The organism is Bacillus cereus group sp. MYBK139-1, from assembly GCF_051916915.1.
Taxonomy (GTDB): domain Bacteria; phylum Bacillota; class Bacilli; order Bacillales; family Bacillaceae_G; genus Bacillus_A; species Bacillus_A pacificus.
In genome coordinates this window covers 78,814-95,739 of sequence record NZ_JBQAHO010000008.1, presented here as the reverse complement: position 1 = coordinate 95,739, position 16,926 = coordinate 78,814, and the positions used below count along the sequence as shown (strand labels likewise).

The window sequence follows — 16,926 nt, the reverse complement described above, 5'->3', positions numbered from 1 at the left end:
TATGTAGCAGGAGGAAGTCATGAAAACATTTAAGCTAGGATTCGTTATTGGTAGGTTTCAGCATATCCATTTGAGTCACAAGAAGATGATTAACACTGCTCTACAATCTTGCGAAAGAGTCATCCTTATGGTTGGCTCTTCCCAAGAAAGTGGAACAGAAAGAAACCCATTCAATCTATATACTCGTATGAACTTGATTCGAGAAGTGTTTAAAGAAGAAATTAAAGATGGTACGTTGCTACTCGCTCATACTGACGATATGACGCATGAAGATGACCATAGTACAGCATGGGGAGACTTCCTTATCAAAAAGATTGATATGTGGAGAAGCCATTATGCTGTCCAAGATGAAGTTGATTGCTTTATCTATGGAAATGACGAAGAGAGAACAGCTTGGTTTAAGCCAAAGGATATTGAGAAGATTAGTCACATTGTCTTATCTCGAAAAGCTGACAGTCTTAATGCAACAGGTGTTAGAAAATTACTAGTTGAAGATAACGTACTTGCGTGGGAAGAGAGTGTGCCAAGTGAAATCATTCCATCCTACGATGAGTTAAGAGCAGAGTTATTGCAGGTTATGCACTATAAGCTTTTAAATACAGAATCTCAAATAACAGTTAACGATGAGGAGAGAGTTATAATATGACAGCAAAAGTTACAGAACTATTCAAAAACAAATGGAATACAGTGGTAGAGAAAGAAATGGACAACGGTTGTCGCTACGTCTATAACAAGGCTGAATGGTGTAATAGTCAAGGTGTAGCAATCCTTCCTTTTAGAAATGTTGTAGTAAATAATTGGGGATTCACAGAACGTGAATATCTTGGTCGATTTGAAGTATGTCCTGCACACTCAGAAGAGACTGAATTATGCTCAATTACTGGTGGCATGGATAAAGAAGGCGAAGAGCCAGTTGTTACAGCGTGGCGAGAACTGATTGAAGAGGGTGGATATAAAGTTCCTGTTGAAAACATTATCTACCTTGGAACTGTGCGACCTAGCAAGGCTTCTGATACGACTACTCATCTATTCGCAGTAGATTTAGGCGATGGATTTGAAGAGGTAGAGGCGACTGGTGACGGAACTATTGGAGAAGAGGGGGCATACTGTGACTGGATTACAGGAAAACAATTAGCAGATTCAAAAGACCCTTTACTGCATGCGATGGTTATGCGATTACTTACAACAAGTAAATAAAAATATATTAAACAAAAGTATTGAAATATAAGTTTTGATGGTTTATAATATCATTACAACTTACAAATAAGAGAGGAGAATGACATGAAAGGCGTAATTCAATTAACAGTTGAGGTTGATTACAATCAAATGATTACAGAAGATAAGCTAGAAGCATTACATGCTTACACTGGCAAATCTACAGAAGAATCTTTACGACAACACCATTTCGAGCAATTGTGCAAGGGAATTGTGGCAACAGTAGATAATCGACCATTTACTCGATTTGATATTCAAGGAAGCTTCGTTCCAAATGAGATTCCTCAAGAAGAGAATGTCGTTGCAGAAGAAAAAGAGGTTGAGGGAGAAATGCAACCTGCACCATTTATGGGTAGCGATGAAGAGCGAGAAGAATTAGTTGAAGCGAATCGCTCTGAAAAAGCTATTAACCATCTCGATGAGGACATTGAAAAACTTTCAATGGAGTGGGGGATGCCCACAACAATCAAAGTAAATGAATTCATGAAGAATGCTTTGGAGAACAAGATTGGTATACTACTAGACTCTGCGACAGAGAATGGCTTAATCACATCGTATAATGGCTTTCCAGTTGCAGTAGAGGGCATGGAAGAACTTTATATCATTGAATATAAGGAATACACTTCAAATGAAGTGAGACAACATCATAGGACAGTAGAGGAGTTAAATTAGATTTATGGAACTATTATTAGGTATTAAAATGGAAACGATTGGATTTATTCTTCAAACACTAGGAAGCCTATTATTGCTAGGTGGATATGCTCCACAGATTATCAAGCTTCATCGAACAAAGATACCAACTGGAATCAGCCTACTGTTTTGGACAATGGTTGGCATTGGATGTACAGCAATCAACGTAAATATGATTATCTCGAATGCACCATTTGAAGTAATCTTAACGCAATCATTAAACATGATTGGTGCATGGTACACTTTATTCTTAGTTATATATTGTCGCAAGCTACATGGCATGCCAATCAAAATTAACAAAACAATTGGCTTAATCGCATCGTTCTTAGCAGGAACTATGGTTTATCAGATTCAAGTTTTACCAATGGCTCAAGTGGGAATCATGTTCCAAACGATTGGTACTGTAGCATTATTAACAGCTTACATTCCACAAATCGTGTATCTTCACAAGGTTAAAGACGCTACTGGAATCTCACGATGGCTATTCATTGTAATCGCAAGTGGATTACTGATGGTTACTGTTAATATGATTATTAGCAAGGTTAATATTGAAATCATTATTACTGAGTTCGTGAACATTGCATTAATCCTAGTTCAGTATGTATTGACCGTATATTATCAGAGCAAGAATAAATAAAAAAAACATTGAACAAAAGTATTGAAATTAAATACAAAAGTAGTATACTGATAAGGTGAGTAAGAGGCTTTAAAAAGCCTCTAATCCTCACTGAATTTAATTGTAAATTAATTAAGTCAGTGATTAAACAAAATTATTGAAATAGACAAATCACTGATTTAAAAGAAGCTATTAATTAAATTCAAATACAAGAAAGAGGTAGATTATTTCATGACAAATTTAGAGAAGACAACAGAATTACAAAAAGGCAAATCTTTCGTAACATTAACTGGTAAAGTTAAAATTAGTGACAAGACATTTGGTGGAGAAATCACATCACCAACAACTGGTTACAAATATGCTCGTATTAATCTAGGTGTTGAAACTGCAGAAGGTAACGTGGTTTACGGAGAAATGATGGGTGGATACGCTCCTTCTAATCCAGTAATTTATGCAATGGATAAGGAAGGTCAAGCAATTCAAGTAAACTGGGCAGACCGCTTAAATGAATCAGTAGTTGAGTCAATCGCAGACTTTAAATTACACAAAGTTGGCGTTGAAAAAGGTGAAGATGGTCGTACAATCATTAAGAAATTCTTATCTCCAATTGATGTTGAAGCTTATTTAAAAGAGCATCTTAAAGATGGTATGGAAGTAACAGTTAAAGGTTCATTTGGATTCTCTGAATACAAAGAAGATACACAACGTAAGTTCCAAATTCAAAACATCTTCTTAGCTTACCAAAAGCGTGACGAAAAAACGAATGAATTATTGCCAGTCGATTACCGTGCAGACTTTGTTCAAACTATCTTGCTTGATGAAGACTCTTTCAAGCGTATTACAAAAGATGACGCAAAAGAAGGCGAAGTTGTTGTTCAAGCAAAAGTAGTTGACTATGTAGGTAAACGTGACAATGTAGTAATCAAGAAAAACATGCCATTCTCACTTCCAATCGTAGTTAAAATTAATAAAGAAAATCCTGAGATGACTGAGAAAATTCTTAACCTTCTATTCAAAGTTAAGAAAGGTCAAGTTCGTGAACTAGGTATCGAAGGTCACATCGTTGAGGGTTATGAAAAACAAGATGTAGGAAGCGCTGATATTAAGCTGTCTGCTGAGATTCAAGAATTAATTGCAATGGGATTATACAGCGAAGAAGAAGCTAAGAAGAAAATGACTGTACGTGGAAACAAAGTTTCTAAATTAGTATTCGCTCGTCCTCTACTTGTTAAAGATGAAAAGAATCCAAATGGTACTCTTGATATGAACGATAACAAGTACAAGCCCGAGGATTTAATCGTTGCACTTCCTGAGAAAGGAGAAGCAGACCCATTAGCAGATGTGCATGACCAAGGTTCTTCTACTGGTGGCGCAGGCGGTAACGACTGGATGAAAGCTTTAGGAATCTAATACTAAACAAAATTATTGAAACGATGGTTACGGGAGTTCCATTTAAAAACTCCTACTAAACAAAATTATTGAAACTACTAAAATTTAAAATAAGAAAGAGGTAATTATATTGTCAATGTTCCGTAAACCATCAACTAAAAAATTAGGTCTTAAAGTTCTTGTTCTAGGTGAAAAGGGCGTAGGTAAATCAGTATTCTCACTTTCATTCCCACGAGTTTATGCAATCGATGGAGAGACTGGTATGGCATTCTATGAGAGTCACCCACGATTTGGTCAAAACTTACTAGGTATCGTGAATACACAAGACTTCAATGAATTACAGGAAGCAATTGATGAATTAATGGATATGGGCGCAGAAGAAGTTGGTACATTGTCAATCGACTCTGAGACAAAAATCTATGAAAACTTAACTGATGCAAGCTTACAAGTTGAGGAGAAAAAGGCTCGTAAAAATGGTAAGGATGTAAATGATTCAAGCGTTAGTATGCGTGGTTGGGGACGCATTAAGGCAATCGCAACACGTTTACAGAATCTTAAGATTGACCTATCTGCAAAAGGCATCAATGTTATCTCGATTGCACAGATTGACGATGTTAAGCAAAAGGTTGGAGAGAACTTCGTTAAGGTTGGCGAGAAGCCTGTAATGAAGAAGAATTCTGAATATGATTACGATATTGTTATCAAGTTATTCACTGAGACTGATGCTAAGGGAGATGCAATCTACAAAGGTATCATTCTTAAAGACAGAACTGGCGTAACAAAGGTAAATCAAGTTGTTGAAAATCCTTCATACGACACTTGGAGATTGTTCTTAGAGGCTCGTGATGGAGCAGATACAATCAAATCTAATCTTGCACAAGACAATGCGAAGTCTCAAAAAGCTCTTGAAGAAGAAGATGCAGAAGCTGAAAAGACAATCGTAGACAAACTGAAAGAAGCAATGGCTATGAGTGACGCTCACCAAGCAAAAGCAGTAGCTTTAATTCAAGAAGCAGGAATTAAGAATCCTCTTTCTCCTACTGCAACTGAGTTAAACAAACTACAGAAGATTGTTGAAATTGTATCTGAAATGTAATTAATGTAAAGGGGAGTTGATGCCAACTTCCCTTTAAACAAAATTATTGAAATAAGTAGGAGTGGGGTTAGGATGGCAAAACCAACTAAGTTAGACAGAGATAAGATTCATTATTGTTACTATTGCGATGGGATTATTGAAAGTGTAAATGATATTGCGTGGAAGAAGTTCCCTATGCAGACACGAGCAGGAGAGAGATGGTACAACAGAAAGCTTCATGTAGAGTGTTTGTCAAAATATCATGAAGAAATTCAAGATGCTGAGCTTAAGAAAGAGGAGAATTCTGACTGGGATGCTCTCTATCAGTATGTTAAGCATGAAATCTTAGGGGAAAAGGTTACAAAGTTAGACCAAGAGAATCATAAGAGCCACATTGCTAAACGATTACTTGGGTTAAGACTTGGTCAATATTACCCTAGCGGTAATAATACTCGTATTCTTCCTAGAGGGTATGGATTTAAAACTATTCTACTAGCGTTCAAGGTTGTAAAACCAAAGCTTCTACCTTATTTAGCTTCTACTGAGTTTGCTAATCACAAACATAAGATTGATGGAATGATGAGATTTGTCGTTGGTGAGGTCGCAGATGTACAAGCTAGATTAGAAAAGCAGAAGCAATCGAATGAGAAGCTTACGCAAGAAGCTACTACTACAACTCAAACTACAAGCCATGACTACACGAGTCATCTTAAGCGAAAAGAGACAACGAAGAAGATTAAAGACAGCGTTGATACAGGAGGATTATTATGAGCGAAGATTTATTAAAGAAGAAAGAAGAATTTAGAAAGATGCTCGTGGAAACGAAGCAGAAGGCAGAGATGTATGTTGCTCTTAGTATCTATAAGAGTAGTGAACTATATCATGATGCAAATCTTACAGTAGATGATTTTAGTTCACTAGAATGGAAGTTCTTCTTCTCTATTGCAAAAAGATTAATTGATGATAAGAAGAACACATTGGACGATATTACAGTTGGTCTTTGCGTTGGGGATAATGAGCAACTTCAAAAGATGTATGATGAATTTGGTGGGTGGGATACAATCCAAAAGGGTATGTCATTTGTTAAAGAGGACAACTTTGAAGGATATGTTCGAGATATCAAGAAGTCTAATGCATTAATGAAGTTACACGACCTAGGCTTCCCAGTAATGGATAAGTTTGAAAACTATAAGGTTACTAGTCTAGAACATATTCAGCAGAAATTAGAAGAAGTATTGGCAACTGTATTTGCAGACGTAGATGTAGCTGAAAAAGTTGAAGATATGAGCAATAATCTATGGAAAACTGTAATGGATGCCCATGAAGGTAAAATGCGAGGCTTCCCTTATTCTTCATCTCTTCTAAATGAGCATGTTAATGGACAAGCATTGGGGAATATCACAATGGTCTCTGCGAACTCAGGGATTGGTAAGACAGCATTAACGCTAATGCAAGTGCTTCCTAATATGATAGAATATAATGAAAACCTTATGATTCTAGCAAACGAGGAAGACATATCTAAATGGAAGCGTGAAATTATTACTTGGGCAGTCAATAATATGACTGGCGGAGAATTCCAAAAGAATCGATTTAACTTTGGTCAATTCACAACAGAAGAGCTTGCTATGCTTAAAAAGGGCGTAGACTGGCTAGACGAGAAGATAGAAGAGGGAACGATTAGATTCATTAACTTTAACTCTTTCAGCATGAAAAAGGCTATCAAGATGATTAAGAAGGAAGCTACGCTGAATAAAGTTAAATACTTCATTCTAGATACATTGAAAATGGATTCTGATGAGGTAAACGAGAACGCACAGGCATGGCTTCAATTGCAACAAAATATGGTTAAACTCTATGATGTTATCAAACCATCAAACAAGAATGTTCATGTATGGGTAACTTATCAGCTCGGTAAATCTGCTATGCTAACACGTTATCTATCTCAAAATAGCTTAGGTGTTTCCAAGAACGTTGTTGACGTTGTGTCTACACTTATGCTTGCGAGAAAGGCTCTCGAATCGGAAAAATTAGGCGGTAAAAATGAAGTAAGTGTCAAATCCAGTGATGGAAAGATTATCAAGATGAGCAAAGATAAGGAGTATTTCATTATCTTCCTTGGTAAGAACCGAATGGGTGCGACTCATAGACAACTAGTATTTGAGATTGACTTAGGTCGCAATACAATGGTCGATTATGGCACATGTCTAATTGAACAAGATATCTAAAAGTGAGGGAGTAGTGATATTGTGGATGATGTTGTAAGAAAACTTAAGAATGGTAATTTAGCAATCTTTGTTAGAGAAGATGGCAAGCAACAAGTATTCAAGGTTATTAAAGGAGTACTATATGAGTTGCAAAAAGATGGAGATTGGGGCGAAAGAGTATATTTGCCTAGATGGGAAGATTTGCAAAGTGGTAAATGGATTCTCTAATTAAACAAAAGTATTGAAATAATGCTGATAATGTGATACAATTGCGTTATCAGCATTATTAATGTAGGTGAATTATATGAGTATGAATTCTGCTAAGGTAAAGGAATACCTAAAAGAAGATGTAGAAAGAATCGAAAGACTCCTAGAAGAAGTTGGATGCCATATGTTATGGCGCAGTGGTGACGAGGTAAGGGGAGCGCCTCCTGATGGAAGGAATCACACGGCAGTAGCAGTTAATGTAAATACTCTCTTTTGTAAGTATTATAGTGAAAGAGAGACATTCCGTGGCGACATCTTTCAGTTAATCAGCATGTTTAGAAAAGAAGAATTTAAGCAATCATTTGCATTTACAAAATCACTGTTTGGTCTTGGTGGTAAATTTGTAAAAGACAATAGGAAAGACCCATTGGCATTATTTAAGAATATCAGAAAACAGCATAAGATTATAACTGATATCAATGAGGTTGAAGTCCCTAAGTTTGGAATGGAGTCGTTGTCTGACTTTGTTTTATTACCTCATATTAACTTGTTCTATGAAGGTATTACTACTCAGACACAAGAGATATTTAAGGTAGGGTATGACCCTTACTTGGATAGAGTGGTTTTCCCTCACTTTGCCTATGACGATATAAACGCAGTCGTTGGAATCGCAGGGAGAACACTTAGAAGTAAGGTTGAAATGGAAGCATTTAGAATCCCTAAGTATTGGAATTATATTAAGGGATACAAGAAGATGTATAACTTATATGGGTTTAGCCATTCATTGCCTTTTATAATCAAGAGTGGTAAGATTATCATTTTTGAAGCAGAAAAGAGCGTTATGAAGCAATGGTCGCAAACAAGGAATAAAGGATTCTCTGTATCTGTTGGTGGTCATGAAATATCAGAGGTTCAAGTCCAATTGATACTTAAAGAGACTCCTGCAGACACAGAGGTAATTATTGCTTTTGACCGTGACGTACAAGATATGAAAGATGACGATGGAAACCCTATAGGAGAACAGTATCTCATTAAGCAATGTAAGAAGTTTTCAAAGTTTAGAAAGGTGTCCTATACGTGGGACACTAATGATTTGCTAGGAGAAAAGGACGCTCCAATTGACAAGGGCGTTAAAGTATTCAACGAATTATTAAATAGTAGAAAGGTTATTAATTAAACAAAAGTATTGAAATGGAGAAATGTATGAGTAAATTGTATTTAAGATATGGGACAGTAGATTCATCCAAAACAGCTAGATTGCTAATGGATGCACATGATTATAAGAGACGTGAAGAGAACCCATTGCTAATCAAATCAGCATTAGATACACGTTCGTCACAGGGGATGATTGAGAGTCGAACAGGTCTATCAGCGCCATGTGTAGATATTGATAAGGACGATAATATTGTTCACATTGTAAACAAGTTAATTGAAGGACACCTTCGACCTGTTGTAATTCTTATTGACGAAGCACAATTCTTAACGTATCAACAAGTCATTCATTTACGCATAATTGCAGACCAATACGACATCCCTGTTATGTGTTATGGTCTCAAAGTTGATTTTATGGGCAACTTATTTGAAGGCTCTAAGGCTCTATTTGAGCATGCTAACGTTCTAGAAGAAGTAAAGACTATGTGTAGAGAAAAAGGATGCACTGCGAAGGCAATGTACAACGGTAGATTTAAAGATGGCAAGCCAGTATTCAATGGAGAAGTTGTTGTAATAGGAGATACAAACGAGGATGTAGATGATTACTATTATATCCCTAAATGCTCAAAACACTTTTTCAATGATTTCAATGAATATAACAAAACAAGAGGGGTGTAGTTATTGGCTCGATTAAATAGAGAACAATTAGAATTAATTAAGGAAAAGTTTGGCGTAAAGAATTTATGGTCTTTCTCAAAGGTGTCAACGTTTGACCAGTGTACACATTTGTATTTCCTCAAGTATGTGAAGAAGATTCGTGTAAAAGGAGATAATTGCTATACTTGGTGGGGAACAGTTTCCCATGACCTTATCCAAGGATTGTACGATGGAGACCACACGTATGAAGAGATGATTCAAAAGTTAGAAGCTAAGATTGTGGAATATAGATTGATTACAGACCCTAAGCTAAAGTTCCCCGAAGAGAGTCAATTTGAAAGCTATATTGCTAATCTTCGCCATTACTTTACTAACGTTAAGCAGTTGCCATACAAAGTTATCAATGAGCGTCCAGTATTAGCTGTATTTGAAGGGCTAGAGAAGTATGTATTCCAAGGATATGTAGATAGTGAGTTTGTAGATGAAGATGGGAACTTTGTAATTCTCGACTATAAAACATCATCAATTGGTGAATTCACTGGAGCAAAACTACTTAAAAAATCTCAACAGCTAATGATTTACGCTTTTGGTATCAGTACATTTGGTAGACAAATAGATGGGGAAATGAAGAAGTTTCCTCTTGAAAAGATTAAGATTCGATACGATATGATGAAGTATTGTAAAATCTCATACTTGCAGAAGAATGGCACAGAGAAGGTTACAAAAGCTGAACGTAGAGCTTGGGTTGCTCATATAGCGAATCCTATCCGCAAAGACTTTGAAGATGTGCCTAAGAACATTGAGAAAGCAGAGAAAGAGATTGCTAAGCTAGATAAGAAGCGAAATGCAAAGGTTCGTACAGAAGAGGAGAAAGTAGAGCTAACTGCCCAAATCGCAGAGATTGAGAAGGAGATAGAGGCGTTAAAAGCTAACCTATTCGATATCATCCAAATCAATGAGATGATGGAAGAGGCTATTAATTCTAACAGTCTATCTAATCTACCTCAGTTTATTCAAGATAAATATACGGTTACTGACTGTTATATTGATGTTGAGCTGACGCAGGAGATTATCGAAGAGTTCAAATCTCACTTAATTTCTACATTGGACAAAATTATTGAAAGTGAAAAAGAAGAGGATAAAGAGAAGGCGTTCACAAGAGGTCGTATTGAACAGGGCGATTCATTTTATTGCACGAATCTATGTGATATGAAAGACCACTGTTCATTCTATCAAGAATACAAGGCTCATATGGCTATGTTCTTAGATAACAAGAAAGATGCGCCAAGTGACGCAGATATACTGGCGATGTTTGGATTATAAAGAGTACGGAAAAGATGCAGGAAAAACTTGCATCTTTTTCTTTATTTTCATTGACATATATAATAGTGTGATGGTAATATAATAATATACTTAATAACTAACACATAAGCTAACAGGAGGGACAATGATATGTCTACATTAGCGACATGTAATGCTTGCAGAGAGGAGTTTGAAAAAGGTTTAGATAGCTGTCCTAACTGTGGTAAAGACCAACGCTCGTTCCTTGATAGATATAAGATGCCGATATTCATTGGTATTATACTTGTATTGGGAATGGTTATGGGCGCAACTGGTGGCTAATATGGGATTACGGATTAGAGGATGGAAATTTCCGTCCTTAATATAAAAATATCTAAACAAAAGTATTGAAATAATTATTAAGTCGTGATATGATAAGTACATCAAATAACAACAAAACAAAAGGAGATTTAACTAACATGGAAATGGAATTTGTAATGGCTTTACTATCAATCATCTTAATCGACATCGTACTAAGTGGAGATAATGCAGTGGTAATTGCTCTAGCATGTCGAAACTTACCACAAGATTTACGAAAGAAAGCAGTCTTCATTGGTAGCGCAGGAGCAATTGGTTTACGAGTATTTCTAACATTTATCGCTGTTTATCTAATGGCAATACCATATGTTCAATTCATTGGAGGATTGCTGTTAGCATGGATTGCGATTCAACTATTAAATGGTGGAGAAGAGCAACAACTTGAAGGTGGAAGTACAATTTGGTCAGCAGTTAAGACAATCATCGTAGCAGATTTCGTAATGAGTATGGATAATGTAGTAGCAGTTGCAGGTGTTTCAAATGGTCATACAGGACTTATGGTAATTGGATTACTAGTCAGCATTCCATTAATCGTTTGGGGTAGTCAAGTGTTAATGAAACTTATGAATCGCTTTCCAATCATTATCGTGGCAGGCTCAGCATTACTTGGCTACACAGCAGGTGAAATGATGTTGAATGATAAGAAGGTTGGTCAATTCATCACTGAACACTTCCCTGCAGGACATTATGTAATTCCTATCGCAACAACAGTATTAGTAATTTTGATTGGTAGACTTATGGGCGAACGCTCTGAAAAAGCTGTTGCTTAAAACTAAATTATTGACATTGGTTAATAGTCTAGAGAATATCTAGCGAGCAAGCTCTCTGAATAAGAGACTTGCCTGCTTTATACATAAAGAAAGAAGCCGACCAGCGTGAGCTAATCGACTTCCTCGTAGACCCTGAGCAGGTCAATGACGAGACCAACCCAACGGCAATTGGTAAAACGTTGGACTTCATCATTCAATCGTAATCCGCAAAATCGAACGCTTGGCAAAGCGTTCTGATATATGCTTAGGCATTGCATATATAGGTTAATTATACCTAAACAGAGGAGAGATATCAAATATGTTTGGATTATTTAAGAAGAAGGGAAAGAAGGTTTCATGCACTCACAAATGGCATCATTTGCAAGATACTTATGTAGGAAATGATACTCATCATGTTGACGATGCATGTTATATCTTCTGTTCAAAATGCGAAAAGCAGACGCTTGTTCTTGAGGAAGAATGGGAGAGAATCAAGAAGAAGCAGGAGATAATAGATGAGTTAAATCCAAAGCACAAATATGTTATCAAATTAATTCATTCAAGAAATTCATTATGGGAAAGACTTGTCGTTATAAAAGGTAATCGCATTAACGAGACAAGAGCAGATACAGTTGTTATTGATGGAGTTGAAATAACATTTGGACTCCATGAGTTTATACAAGGGATTACTACTTACAAGTTATAAACAAATGTATTGAAAGGATGTGAAGAAAATGAAAGAGGCTGAGGGTAAAGTTGTGGTAGGACACCTCTATAAACGAACAAGGGGAGATGGTGATTTCTACGGCGTATTCAAAGATAGCACAGGCAAGTATAGAGTAGGTGAATACGACAAGCAAGATAAAGGAACTCCATATTATGTAATGGAAGCTGAGTTCGATGATATTGTCGTGGCGATGGCTGTGTGTCGAATGCTTGAAGAGGCATATAAGGATGGACATAACCAAGGGCAATTAGACTGTCACTAAATGGAGGTATTCAATATGATTAAATGCACAGATGGTTCTAGATTCAATGGTGTTTTAAAGGAAGGTCAAGTTTGGGTTAAAGGTAGAACTGTAAGAGTCATAGTTCGCTTTGATGAAAATGTTATGGTTTACAAATCTAAGACAGACTTCAAAAACAATACAGTTACTACTGTTCGAAGAAGCGTATTCCGAAGATGGTTACACGGTGGAGAGAAAGCAATGTTATATATCTTTCCAAAGGCTAATTGCTCTAGTTGTGATAATGAAGTCGAATTAAGAAGCCATATTAACAGATGTGAATGTGGCGCTGTACTAAAGGTATTAGAATAGGAGGAAGGCTTGTGTTATGTAATGAAATTAGCTTTATTGATTTGAATAAACTAGATTCTGTAGCGACTACCTTGGAGAAGGAGAAGGATAAACTCATTTCTCTTCTTCCTAAAAGATTTTCAGAAAGATTAAAACGAGATTTGTTTATAAGTGGCGGATGCATATATAGCCTATATAACAATCAAACTCCAAAGGATATTGATACATTTATCCAAGACAAACATCTTGTAGATGAGGTTGTAGATTTCTTTTCAAAACAGAGGTTATTTATGGGGCGAAGTAATGGAGTCAAAAGAGGAATGTATAGAAATTTAAATCTTATAGTAACAGATAATGCAATCTCTATTGGGAAATATCAGATAATAACAAAGTGGGTAGGTACTCCACAGGAAGTTGTCTCCCAATTCGACTTTAAGCATAATATGTTCTACCTTCAAGGTGGGGTTATAAAGGCAATGACAGATTTAAAACACTTGACTAGTAATAAGCTGTCTTACAACGAAAGTAGGGCAAGGGATATCTGTGGGACTATCATACGAGTATCTAAGTTTGTAAAACGTGGGATGGAAGTTACGAACGAAGAGGTTGCAAAAATGCTTTTAAAACTTAATGAAGTTGGATTCAATGATAGAGAACTAGAGATATTGTCTAGCCATCAATATGATAGAGGTTTTGGTTCATAAACTAATAAAATCATCATTTTATCAATTCTTAGGAGGAATAGAAATGAAAGTAACTGACGAGTTAAAAACTGAATTGATTTACTCTTTACCAAGCAGACGCATATTGGATGTTGTAAGTAATTTAGCTGTAAGAAATCCATATACAAAAGAGTTGATTTTTCTAAAGCAACGACCATATTACGAGAATACTCCAATAGAAGAGTATATCGAATACAATGAGAAACATGATATGCATCATGACTACAGAGAGTTGATTTCAAAGCATGTAATCATAGACATTTCACTGTTGCATCGAAGAGCAAGGGCATTGCTATTTAAAGAACTTATAAAAGCAAACCCACCAAAATGCAACACTTGTAATACTGTACTAACTATTGGCTTATCAGCGATTATGAGCAAAGCGACTCAAAGGTTAACAGATGTTGACGGCGAGAAAGTTAAAGGGTTTTATTGCAAGTGTTGTGCTGAGCAGGCTTACAAAGACTTGATAGAAAGTAGACTATTTGAAGAATATAAGGGTAGCAAAATATATCGCAAAGATGATATGTATTTTCCCTACTGGAACTGCGCTTATCATTTCAAAACAGTTGAGGAATGTAGAATTAGAATCGATGCCAATATTTCGCTTGCGAAGAGTAGGATGGCTGATTTAAAAGGGATTTTCTCATGAGAAGAATCGATATGGTCAAAAACAAGAAGATGAAGAATATAAGGCATGCAGAGATTCTTGATAAGAAGAGAATCAAGATTGTATTTCAAAACAATGAAGAGATTATCTTGGAAGCAAAAATCGAAGGCTACGCAGAAGACAGTGGTATTTATATTGCAAAGGATAATATCTAGGAGGTAATACTATGGGTTGGATGTCAGATGTAACAATTGAATCTATCGTGAAGGATATAGATAAGAAGATAGAAATTGAAAGTCTTAAAAATACTAATCCTCAACAAGTAAATCATATTGTAGAAGGATTGAAGATGGCGAAGGAAATAGTAGAGAGTCACTATTAAGGAGAGGTAGAAATGAAAGATTATTATATAGTTAAATTAAATCAATTATTTGTATCAAACTCTACATTGGAAAACATGCATAACCCTTTTGATGTGATTGAACTTATTGGAGAAAAGCAATGCGCTTACAAATTCGACAGTGAAACAATGGCAAGAGATGTAGCAGACAAGATAAATGGACAAATAATTATGATTAAACGAACAGTGCAAGAGGAAGAGATATACATTAATTAAAGGAGGAGTAGTAATGTCACTAGTTGCAGGATTCTTCCAAGCGCATAGCATGAAGAAAAGAGAGATGAATAGAGAGTTTGAAAGTAAGGGTTATAACAGTCTTATGGTAAGAAGATTTATATTTGGGAGAGTTTTAGGGTACGCCCCAAACATTAAGGATATGACTATCAGCGAAATGGAGCAGGTTATTCATTATCTTAAAAACAATTAAAGAGGAGTAATTAAAATGAACGTAGTAAATTATTTAAGAATAGCACCATTTATTAACGATTGTCCAAACTGTAGTAACCAAATGCTTGGAAACGGTGAAGGCACTCTAAGCGTTGATGATAATATTGTTAAGCGTACTTGCAAGTGTGGATTTAGCTTTGAATATGATGTGAACAACGGCACTAGCAAGGCAAAGATTAAGAAGGCTATTGAAGAATCGTTGAAATCTATCAAATCATAAGTGGAGGTAGTTAAGAATGACACTTGAAGAGTTCATTGCAAGCAATCCTACAAGGGATAAAATAGCGTTCCAAATATGTGGTGTAGCAAACCAAAATGTATTAGAAATAGATGAGACGTTTGTGTGGAAGCCACTTAGTGAATTAGGAGGATTTGTTAAGAGTGATTTCTATGACGATGTCCAAGGTACATTCGATATGTATGGAGCAGAGGCATTAACTCATATAGGGATTGTTAACTGGAAGTTGAAGAATAGAGTGGCTCGCAAGATAGGAGAAGAGTTAAATGATTAGCGCAGGCAACATCTTTCTAGAGTTTGATTACATCAACTGGAGAGGCGTAAAAGGTCATAGAGAAGTTAAGGTAGTGCAAATCTACTTCGGCTCAACAGAGTACCACAAAGAACCGCAGTGGTTAATGGCAGGACTTGATTTAGTCAAGCAAGAGAAAAGAGTATTCGCTATGAAGGATATGAGCAATGTCAAAGACATGAGGTATGACAAATGATTGACAAGAATAAGCTTTTCCCACCGAACGAACTATTCAAATTCAACACAGATAGTCCTGCCATTAATAGAGCAGAGGACAGGGTTAGGAAGAAAGAGCTTGCAATTAAGTATACAAGGAAGACCGTTAGGATGCATCAAAACCAAAAGAGCCTTGTCTTGCTTGTAGAAAAATTAAAGAATTGCATATATCAGCACAATAAATTCAACCTATTCAAAGCGGTAGAAATAGAGATGGATAAGCAGTTGTCTCAATCTATTAAAAGTCAATTCGATAATCTTGCGGAGGTGAAATTGTGAATAACAATGGATTAACACTATTAGCAATAACTTGGATTCTAGTCATCATCATGTGGATGTTTATCTTATCTTATTAAAACAAAAGTATTGAAAGGTTGATTTTTATGGCGAAAGCTAAAAAGAAGGAAATGTTTCTTACATCTAAGGGTGTCGCAGTTTATGTTGACGAGTTTAGCGTTAAAAATCTAATGAAGATGGTCACAAGAGGTGAAATCGTCAATATGACTACAAAAGTTACAGAGGATGGAGTCAAATTTGATTATTCAACTGAGTATAGTCATGGCTCAATGTTCTTGAACAATTTAAAGAAATAGGAGGAAGGCGTTATGGTGCAAATCAAGATTGATATTAAAGAGTGCGAGCAATGTCCACATGCAACAACATCTAGAGTTTGGACTGCAGATTCTTTTGAGACTGTAAGAAAGGTTCATTGCAAGCTATTAAATAAGGATGTTCATTCATATCTAGACTGGTACGATAAGTCTCCAGTTCCAAATGAATGCCCTATAAAAGAGTAGAGGAGTAATTAATATGATATATTTCATAGTTTTATGCTTGTTGATTTGGAATAGTGTTTTGACTGTTATTATCTTGAACAAGTATCGAAAGCATATTTCTAATCTGTATGACGCTGTAACAGAAGAGGTTGAGGTTGTAACCAAAATCTCTAGCAGAGTTGCAGTATTGGAAGAGAAATCGAATATTATGGCTACAAAAATGGATGTAGAGGGCTTGTTAATAACAGTAAGCAAAATGAATAAGCAGAATTGAGAATGAAATTATAAAGAGGGTGTTATTGTGGTCGAATTCA

General features: G+C 36.0%; 29 protein-coding genes. All 29 read left to right on the top strand.

Annotated features, from left to right (window positions below; genetic code table 11):
* The first annotated feature begins 19 nt into the window (after window positions 1-19).
* A complete protein-coding gene (locus ACTFRS_RS26090) occupies window positions 20-646 on the top strand; it encodes an adenylyltransferase/cytidyltransferase family protein (protein WP_440025504.1) in 627 nt (208 codons plus the stop codon).
* A complete protein-coding gene (locus ACTFRS_RS26085) occupies window positions 643-1,197 on the top strand; it encodes an NUDIX domain-containing protein (RefSeq protein WP_440025505.1) in 555 nt (184 codons plus the stop codon). Before ACTFRS_RS26090 ends, ACTFRS_RS26085 begins: the two co-directional genes overlap by 4 nt.
* A gap of 84 nt (window positions 1,198-1,281) precedes the next feature.
* Window positions 1,282-1,887 (top strand): hypothetical protein, encoded by a 606-nt coding sequence (locus ACTFRS_RS26080; protein ID WP_440025507.1) that lies wholly within the window; start codon window positions 1,282-1,284, stop codon window positions 1,885-1,887.
* Window positions 1,888-1,891: 4 nt separating this feature from the next.
* Window positions 1,892-2,542 carry a PQ-loop domain-containing transporter gene (locus ACTFRS_RS26075; RefSeq protein WP_440025508.1) on the top strand — a complete coding sequence of 217 codons (651 nt, stop codon included), beginning with the start codon at window positions 1,892-1,894 and terminating at the stop codon, window positions 2,540-2,542.
* Window positions 2,543-2,752: 210 nt separating this feature from the next.
* Window positions 2,753-3,931, top strand: coding sequence for a hypothetical protein (locus tag ACTFRS_RS26070; protein ID WP_440025510.1), 1,179 nt, complete (start codon window positions 2,753-2,755; stop codon window positions 3,929-3,931).
* Between the two features lie 115 nt (window positions 3,932-4,046).
* Complete coding sequence (locus ACTFRS_RS26065; RefSeq protein ID WP_239659556.1) at window positions 4,047-5,006, top strand: AAA family ATPase; 960 nt, start codon at window positions 4,047-4,049, stop codon at window positions 5,004-5,006.
* A gap of 72 nt (window positions 5,007-5,078) precedes the next feature.
* Window positions 5,079-5,756 (top strand): hypothetical protein, encoded by a 678-nt coding sequence (locus ACTFRS_RS26060; RefSeq protein ID WP_440025512.1) that lies wholly within the window; start codon window positions 5,079-5,081, stop codon window positions 5,754-5,756.
* Window positions 5,753-7,210 (top strand): hypothetical protein, encoded by a 1,458-nt coding sequence (locus tag ACTFRS_RS26055; protein WP_440025514.1) that lies wholly within the window; start codon window positions 5,753-5,755, stop codon window positions 7,208-7,210. The genes ACTFRS_RS26060 and ACTFRS_RS26055 overlap by 4 nt, the downstream gene beginning before the upstream one ends.
* Window positions 7,211-7,231: 21 nt before the next feature.
* Window positions 7,232-7,417, top strand: coding sequence for a hypothetical protein (locus ACTFRS_RS26050; protein ID WP_440025515.1), 186 nt, complete (start codon window positions 7,232-7,234; stop codon window positions 7,415-7,417).
* 82 nt (window positions 7,418-7,499) lie between these two features.
* Complete coding sequence (locus ACTFRS_RS26045) at window positions 7,500-8,573, top strand: hypothetical protein (protein ID WP_440025517.1); 1,074 nt, start codon at window positions 7,500-7,502, stop codon at window positions 8,571-8,573.
* Window positions 8,574-8,599: 26 nt separating this feature from the next.
* Window positions 8,600-9,226: a thymidine kinase gene (locus ACTFRS_RS26040; protein ID WP_440025519.1), complete on the top strand. Its 627-nt coding sequence runs from the start codon at window positions 8,600-8,602 to the stop codon at window positions 9,224-9,226.
* A 3-nt stretch (window positions 9,227-9,229) separates the two neighbouring features.
* Window positions 9,230-10,528 (top strand): PD-(D/E)XK nuclease family protein, encoded by a 1,299-nt coding sequence (locus ACTFRS_RS26035; RefSeq protein WP_440025521.1) that lies wholly within the window; start codon window positions 9,230-9,232, stop codon window positions 10,526-10,528.
* A gap of 129 nt (window positions 10,529-10,657) precedes the next feature.
* Window positions 10,658-10,828: a hypothetical protein gene (locus ACTFRS_RS26030; RefSeq protein ID WP_440025522.1), complete on the top strand. Its 171-nt coding sequence runs from the start codon at window positions 10,658-10,660 to the stop codon at window positions 10,826-10,828.
* A gap of 137 nt (window positions 10,829-10,965) precedes the next feature.
* Window positions 10,966-11,634, top strand: a complete 669-nt coding sequence (locus tag ACTFRS_RS26025) for a TerC family protein (RefSeq protein ID WP_440025524.1) — start codon at window positions 10,966-10,968, stop codon at window positions 11,632-11,634.
* A 298-nt stretch (window positions 11,635-11,932) separates the two neighbouring features.
* Window positions 11,933-12,319: a hypothetical protein gene (locus ACTFRS_RS26020; protein WP_440025526.1), complete on the top strand. Its 387-nt coding sequence runs from the start codon at window positions 11,933-11,935 to the stop codon at window positions 12,317-12,319.
* Between the two features lie 52 nt (window positions 12,320-12,371).
* Window positions 12,372-12,602 carry a hypothetical protein gene (locus ACTFRS_RS26015; RefSeq protein WP_440025528.1) on the top strand — a complete coding sequence of 77 codons (231 nt, stop codon included), beginning with the start codon at window positions 12,372-12,374 and terminating at the stop codon, window positions 12,600-12,602.
* Window positions 12,603-12,617: 15 nt separating this feature from the next.
* Window positions 12,618-12,932, top strand: coding sequence for a hypothetical protein (locus tag ACTFRS_RS26010; RefSeq protein ID WP_440025530.1), 315 nt, complete (start codon window positions 12,618-12,620; stop codon window positions 12,930-12,932).
* Between the two features lie 11 nt (window positions 12,933-12,943).
* Window positions 12,944-13,615 (top strand): hypothetical protein, encoded by a 672-nt coding sequence (locus ACTFRS_RS26005; protein ID WP_440025532.1) that lies wholly within the window; start codon window positions 12,944-12,946, stop codon window positions 13,613-13,615.
* Window positions 13,616-13,658: 43 nt separating this feature from the next.
* Window positions 13,659-14,285, top strand: coding sequence for a hypothetical protein (locus ACTFRS_RS26000; protein ID WP_440025533.1), 627 nt, complete (start codon window positions 13,659-13,661; stop codon window positions 14,283-14,285).
* Window positions 14,282-14,458, top strand: coding sequence for a hypothetical protein (locus ACTFRS_RS25995; protein WP_250670429.1), 177 nt, complete (start codon window positions 14,282-14,284; stop codon window positions 14,456-14,458). Before ACTFRS_RS26000 ends, ACTFRS_RS25995 begins: the two co-directional genes overlap by 4 nt.
* A gap of 11 nt (window positions 14,459-14,469) precedes the next feature.
* Entirely contained in the window at window positions 14,470-14,625 is a 156-nt protein-coding gene (locus tag ACTFRS_RS25990) for a hypothetical protein (RefSeq protein WP_250670425.1), read from the top strand.
* A gap of 12 nt (window positions 14,626-14,637) precedes the next feature.
* Window positions 14,638-14,859: a hypothetical protein gene (locus tag ACTFRS_RS25985; protein WP_440025536.1), complete on the top strand. Its 222-nt coding sequence runs from the start codon at window positions 14,638-14,640 to the stop codon at window positions 14,857-14,859.
* Between the two features lie 13 nt (window positions 14,860-14,872).
* Window positions 14,873-15,070 carry a hypothetical protein gene (locus ACTFRS_RS25980; protein ID WP_440025537.1) on the top strand — a complete coding sequence of 66 codons (198 nt, stop codon included), beginning with the start codon at window positions 14,873-14,875 and terminating at the stop codon, window positions 15,068-15,070.
* Between the two features lie 15 nt (window positions 15,071-15,085).
* A complete protein-coding gene (locus ACTFRS_RS25975; RefSeq protein WP_440025539.1) occupies window positions 15,086-15,310 on the top strand; it encodes a DUF3797 domain-containing protein in 225 nt (74 codons plus the stop codon).
* A gap of 16 nt (window positions 15,311-15,326) precedes the next feature.
* Window positions 15,327-15,602 carry a hypothetical protein gene (locus ACTFRS_RS25970; RefSeq protein ID WP_440025540.1) on the top strand — a complete coding sequence of 92 codons (276 nt, stop codon included), beginning with the start codon at window positions 15,327-15,329 and terminating at the stop codon, window positions 15,600-15,602.
* Entirely contained in the window at window positions 15,595-15,816 is a 222-nt protein-coding gene (locus tag ACTFRS_RS25965) for a hypothetical protein (protein WP_440025542.1), read from the top strand. Before ACTFRS_RS25970 ends, ACTFRS_RS25965 begins: the two co-directional genes overlap by 8 nt.
* A gap of 403 nt (window positions 15,817-16,219) precedes the next feature.
* Window positions 16,220-16,429, top strand: coding sequence for a hypothetical protein (locus ACTFRS_RS25960; protein WP_440025544.1), 210 nt, complete (start codon window positions 16,220-16,222; stop codon window positions 16,427-16,429).
* Window positions 16,430-16,441: 12 nt separating this feature from the next.
* Window positions 16,442-16,633 (top strand): hypothetical protein, encoded by a 192-nt coding sequence (locus tag ACTFRS_RS25955; RefSeq protein ID WP_440025546.1) that lies wholly within the window; start codon window positions 16,442-16,444, stop codon window positions 16,631-16,633.
* 58 nt (window positions 16,634-16,691) lie between these two features.
* Window positions 16,692-16,886 (top strand): hypothetical protein, encoded by a 195-nt coding sequence (locus ACTFRS_RS25950; protein ID WP_440025548.1) that lies wholly within the window; start codon window positions 16,692-16,694, stop codon window positions 16,884-16,886.
* Window positions 16,887-16,926 lie beyond the last annotated feature (40 nt).

What these genes read in the sequence shown, in the direction of transcription:
- ACTFRS_RS26090 (WP_440025504.1), top strand. Translation starts at nt 20, where the DNA reads ATGAAAACATTTAAGCTAGGATTCGTTATTGGTAGGTTTCAGCATATC.
- ACTFRS_RS26085 (WP_440025505.1), top strand. Translation starts at nt 643, where the DNA reads ATGACAGCAAAAGTTACAGAACTATTCAAAAACAAATGGAATACAGTG.
- ACTFRS_RS26080 (WP_440025507.1), top strand. Translation starts at nt 1,282, where the DNA reads ATGAAAGGCGTAATTCAATTAACAGTTGAGGTTGATTACAATCAAATG.
- ACTFRS_RS26075 (WP_440025508.1), top strand. Translation starts at nt 1,892, where the DNA reads ATGGAACTATTATTAGGTATTAAAATGGAAACGATTGGATTTATTCTT.
- ACTFRS_RS26070 (WP_440025510.1), top strand. Translation starts at nt 2,753, where the DNA reads ATGACAAATTTAGAGAAGACAACAGAATTACAAAAAGGCAAATCTTTC.
- ACTFRS_RS26065 (WP_239659556.1), top strand. Translation starts at nt 4,047, where the DNA reads ATGTTCCGTAAACCATCAACTAAAAAATTAGGTCTTAAAGTTCTTGTT.
- ACTFRS_RS26060 (WP_440025512.1), top strand. Translation starts at nt 5,079, where the DNA reads ATGGCAAAACCAACTAAGTTAGACAGAGATAAGATTCATTATTGTTAC.
- ACTFRS_RS26055 (WP_440025514.1), top strand. Translation starts at nt 5,753, where the DNA reads ATGAGCGAAGATTTATTAAAGAAGAAAGAAGAATTTAGAAAGATGCTC.
- ACTFRS_RS26045 (WP_440025517.1), top strand. Translation starts at nt 7,500, where the DNA reads ATGAATTCTGCTAAGGTAAAGGAATACCTAAAAGAAGATGTAGAAAGA.
- ACTFRS_RS26040 (WP_440025519.1), top strand. Translation starts at nt 8,600, where the DNA reads ATGAGTAAATTGTATTTAAGATATGGGACAGTAGATTCATCCAAAACA.
- ACTFRS_RS26030 (WP_440025522.1), top strand. Translation starts at nt 10,658, where the DNA reads ATGTCTACATTAGCGACATGTAATGCTTGCAGAGAGGAGTTTGAAAAA.
- ACTFRS_RS26025 (WP_440025524.1), top strand. Translation starts at nt 10,966, where the DNA reads ATGGAAATGGAATTTGTAATGGCTTTACTATCAATCATCTTAATCGAC.
- ACTFRS_RS26020 (WP_440025526.1), top strand. Translation starts at nt 11,933, where the DNA reads ATGTTTGGATTATTTAAGAAGAAGGGAAAGAAGGTTTCATGCACTCAC.
- ACTFRS_RS26010 (WP_440025530.1), top strand. Translation starts at nt 12,618, where the DNA reads ATGATTAAATGCACAGATGGTTCTAGATTCAATGGTGTTTTAAAGGAA.
- ACTFRS_RS26000 (WP_440025533.1), top strand. Translation starts at nt 13,659, where the DNA reads ATGAAAGTAACTGACGAGTTAAAAACTGAATTGATTTACTCTTTACCA.
- ACTFRS_RS25995 (WP_250670429.1), top strand. Translation starts at nt 14,282, where the DNA reads ATGAGAAGAATCGATATGGTCAAAAACAAGAAGATGAAGAATATAAGG.
- ACTFRS_RS25990 (WP_250670425.1), top strand. Translation starts at nt 14,470, where the DNA reads ATGGGTTGGATGTCAGATGTAACAATTGAATCTATCGTGAAGGATATA.
- ACTFRS_RS25985 (WP_440025536.1), top strand. Translation starts at nt 14,638, where the DNA reads ATGAAAGATTATTATATAGTTAAATTAAATCAATTATTTGTATCAAAC.
- ACTFRS_RS25980 (WP_440025537.1), top strand. Translation starts at nt 14,873, where the DNA reads ATGTCACTAGTTGCAGGATTCTTCCAAGCGCATAGCATGAAGAAAAGA.
- ACTFRS_RS25975 (WP_440025539.1), top strand. Translation starts at nt 15,086, where the DNA reads ATGAACGTAGTAAATTATTTAAGAATAGCACCATTTATTAACGATTGT.
- ACTFRS_RS25970 (WP_440025540.1), top strand. Translation starts at nt 15,327, where the DNA reads ATGACACTTGAAGAGTTCATTGCAAGCAATCCTACAAGGGATAAAATA.
- ACTFRS_RS25965 (WP_440025542.1), top strand. Translation starts at nt 15,595, where the DNA reads ATGATTAGCGCAGGCAACATCTTTCTAGAGTTTGATTACATCAACTGG.
- ACTFRS_RS25960 (WP_440025544.1), top strand. Translation starts at nt 16,220, where the DNA reads ATGGCGAAAGCTAAAAAGAAGGAAATGTTTCTTACATCTAAGGGTGTC.
- ACTFRS_RS25955 (WP_440025546.1), top strand. Translation starts at nt 16,442, where the DNA reads ATGGTGCAAATCAAGATTGATATTAAAGAGTGCGAGCAATGTCCACAT.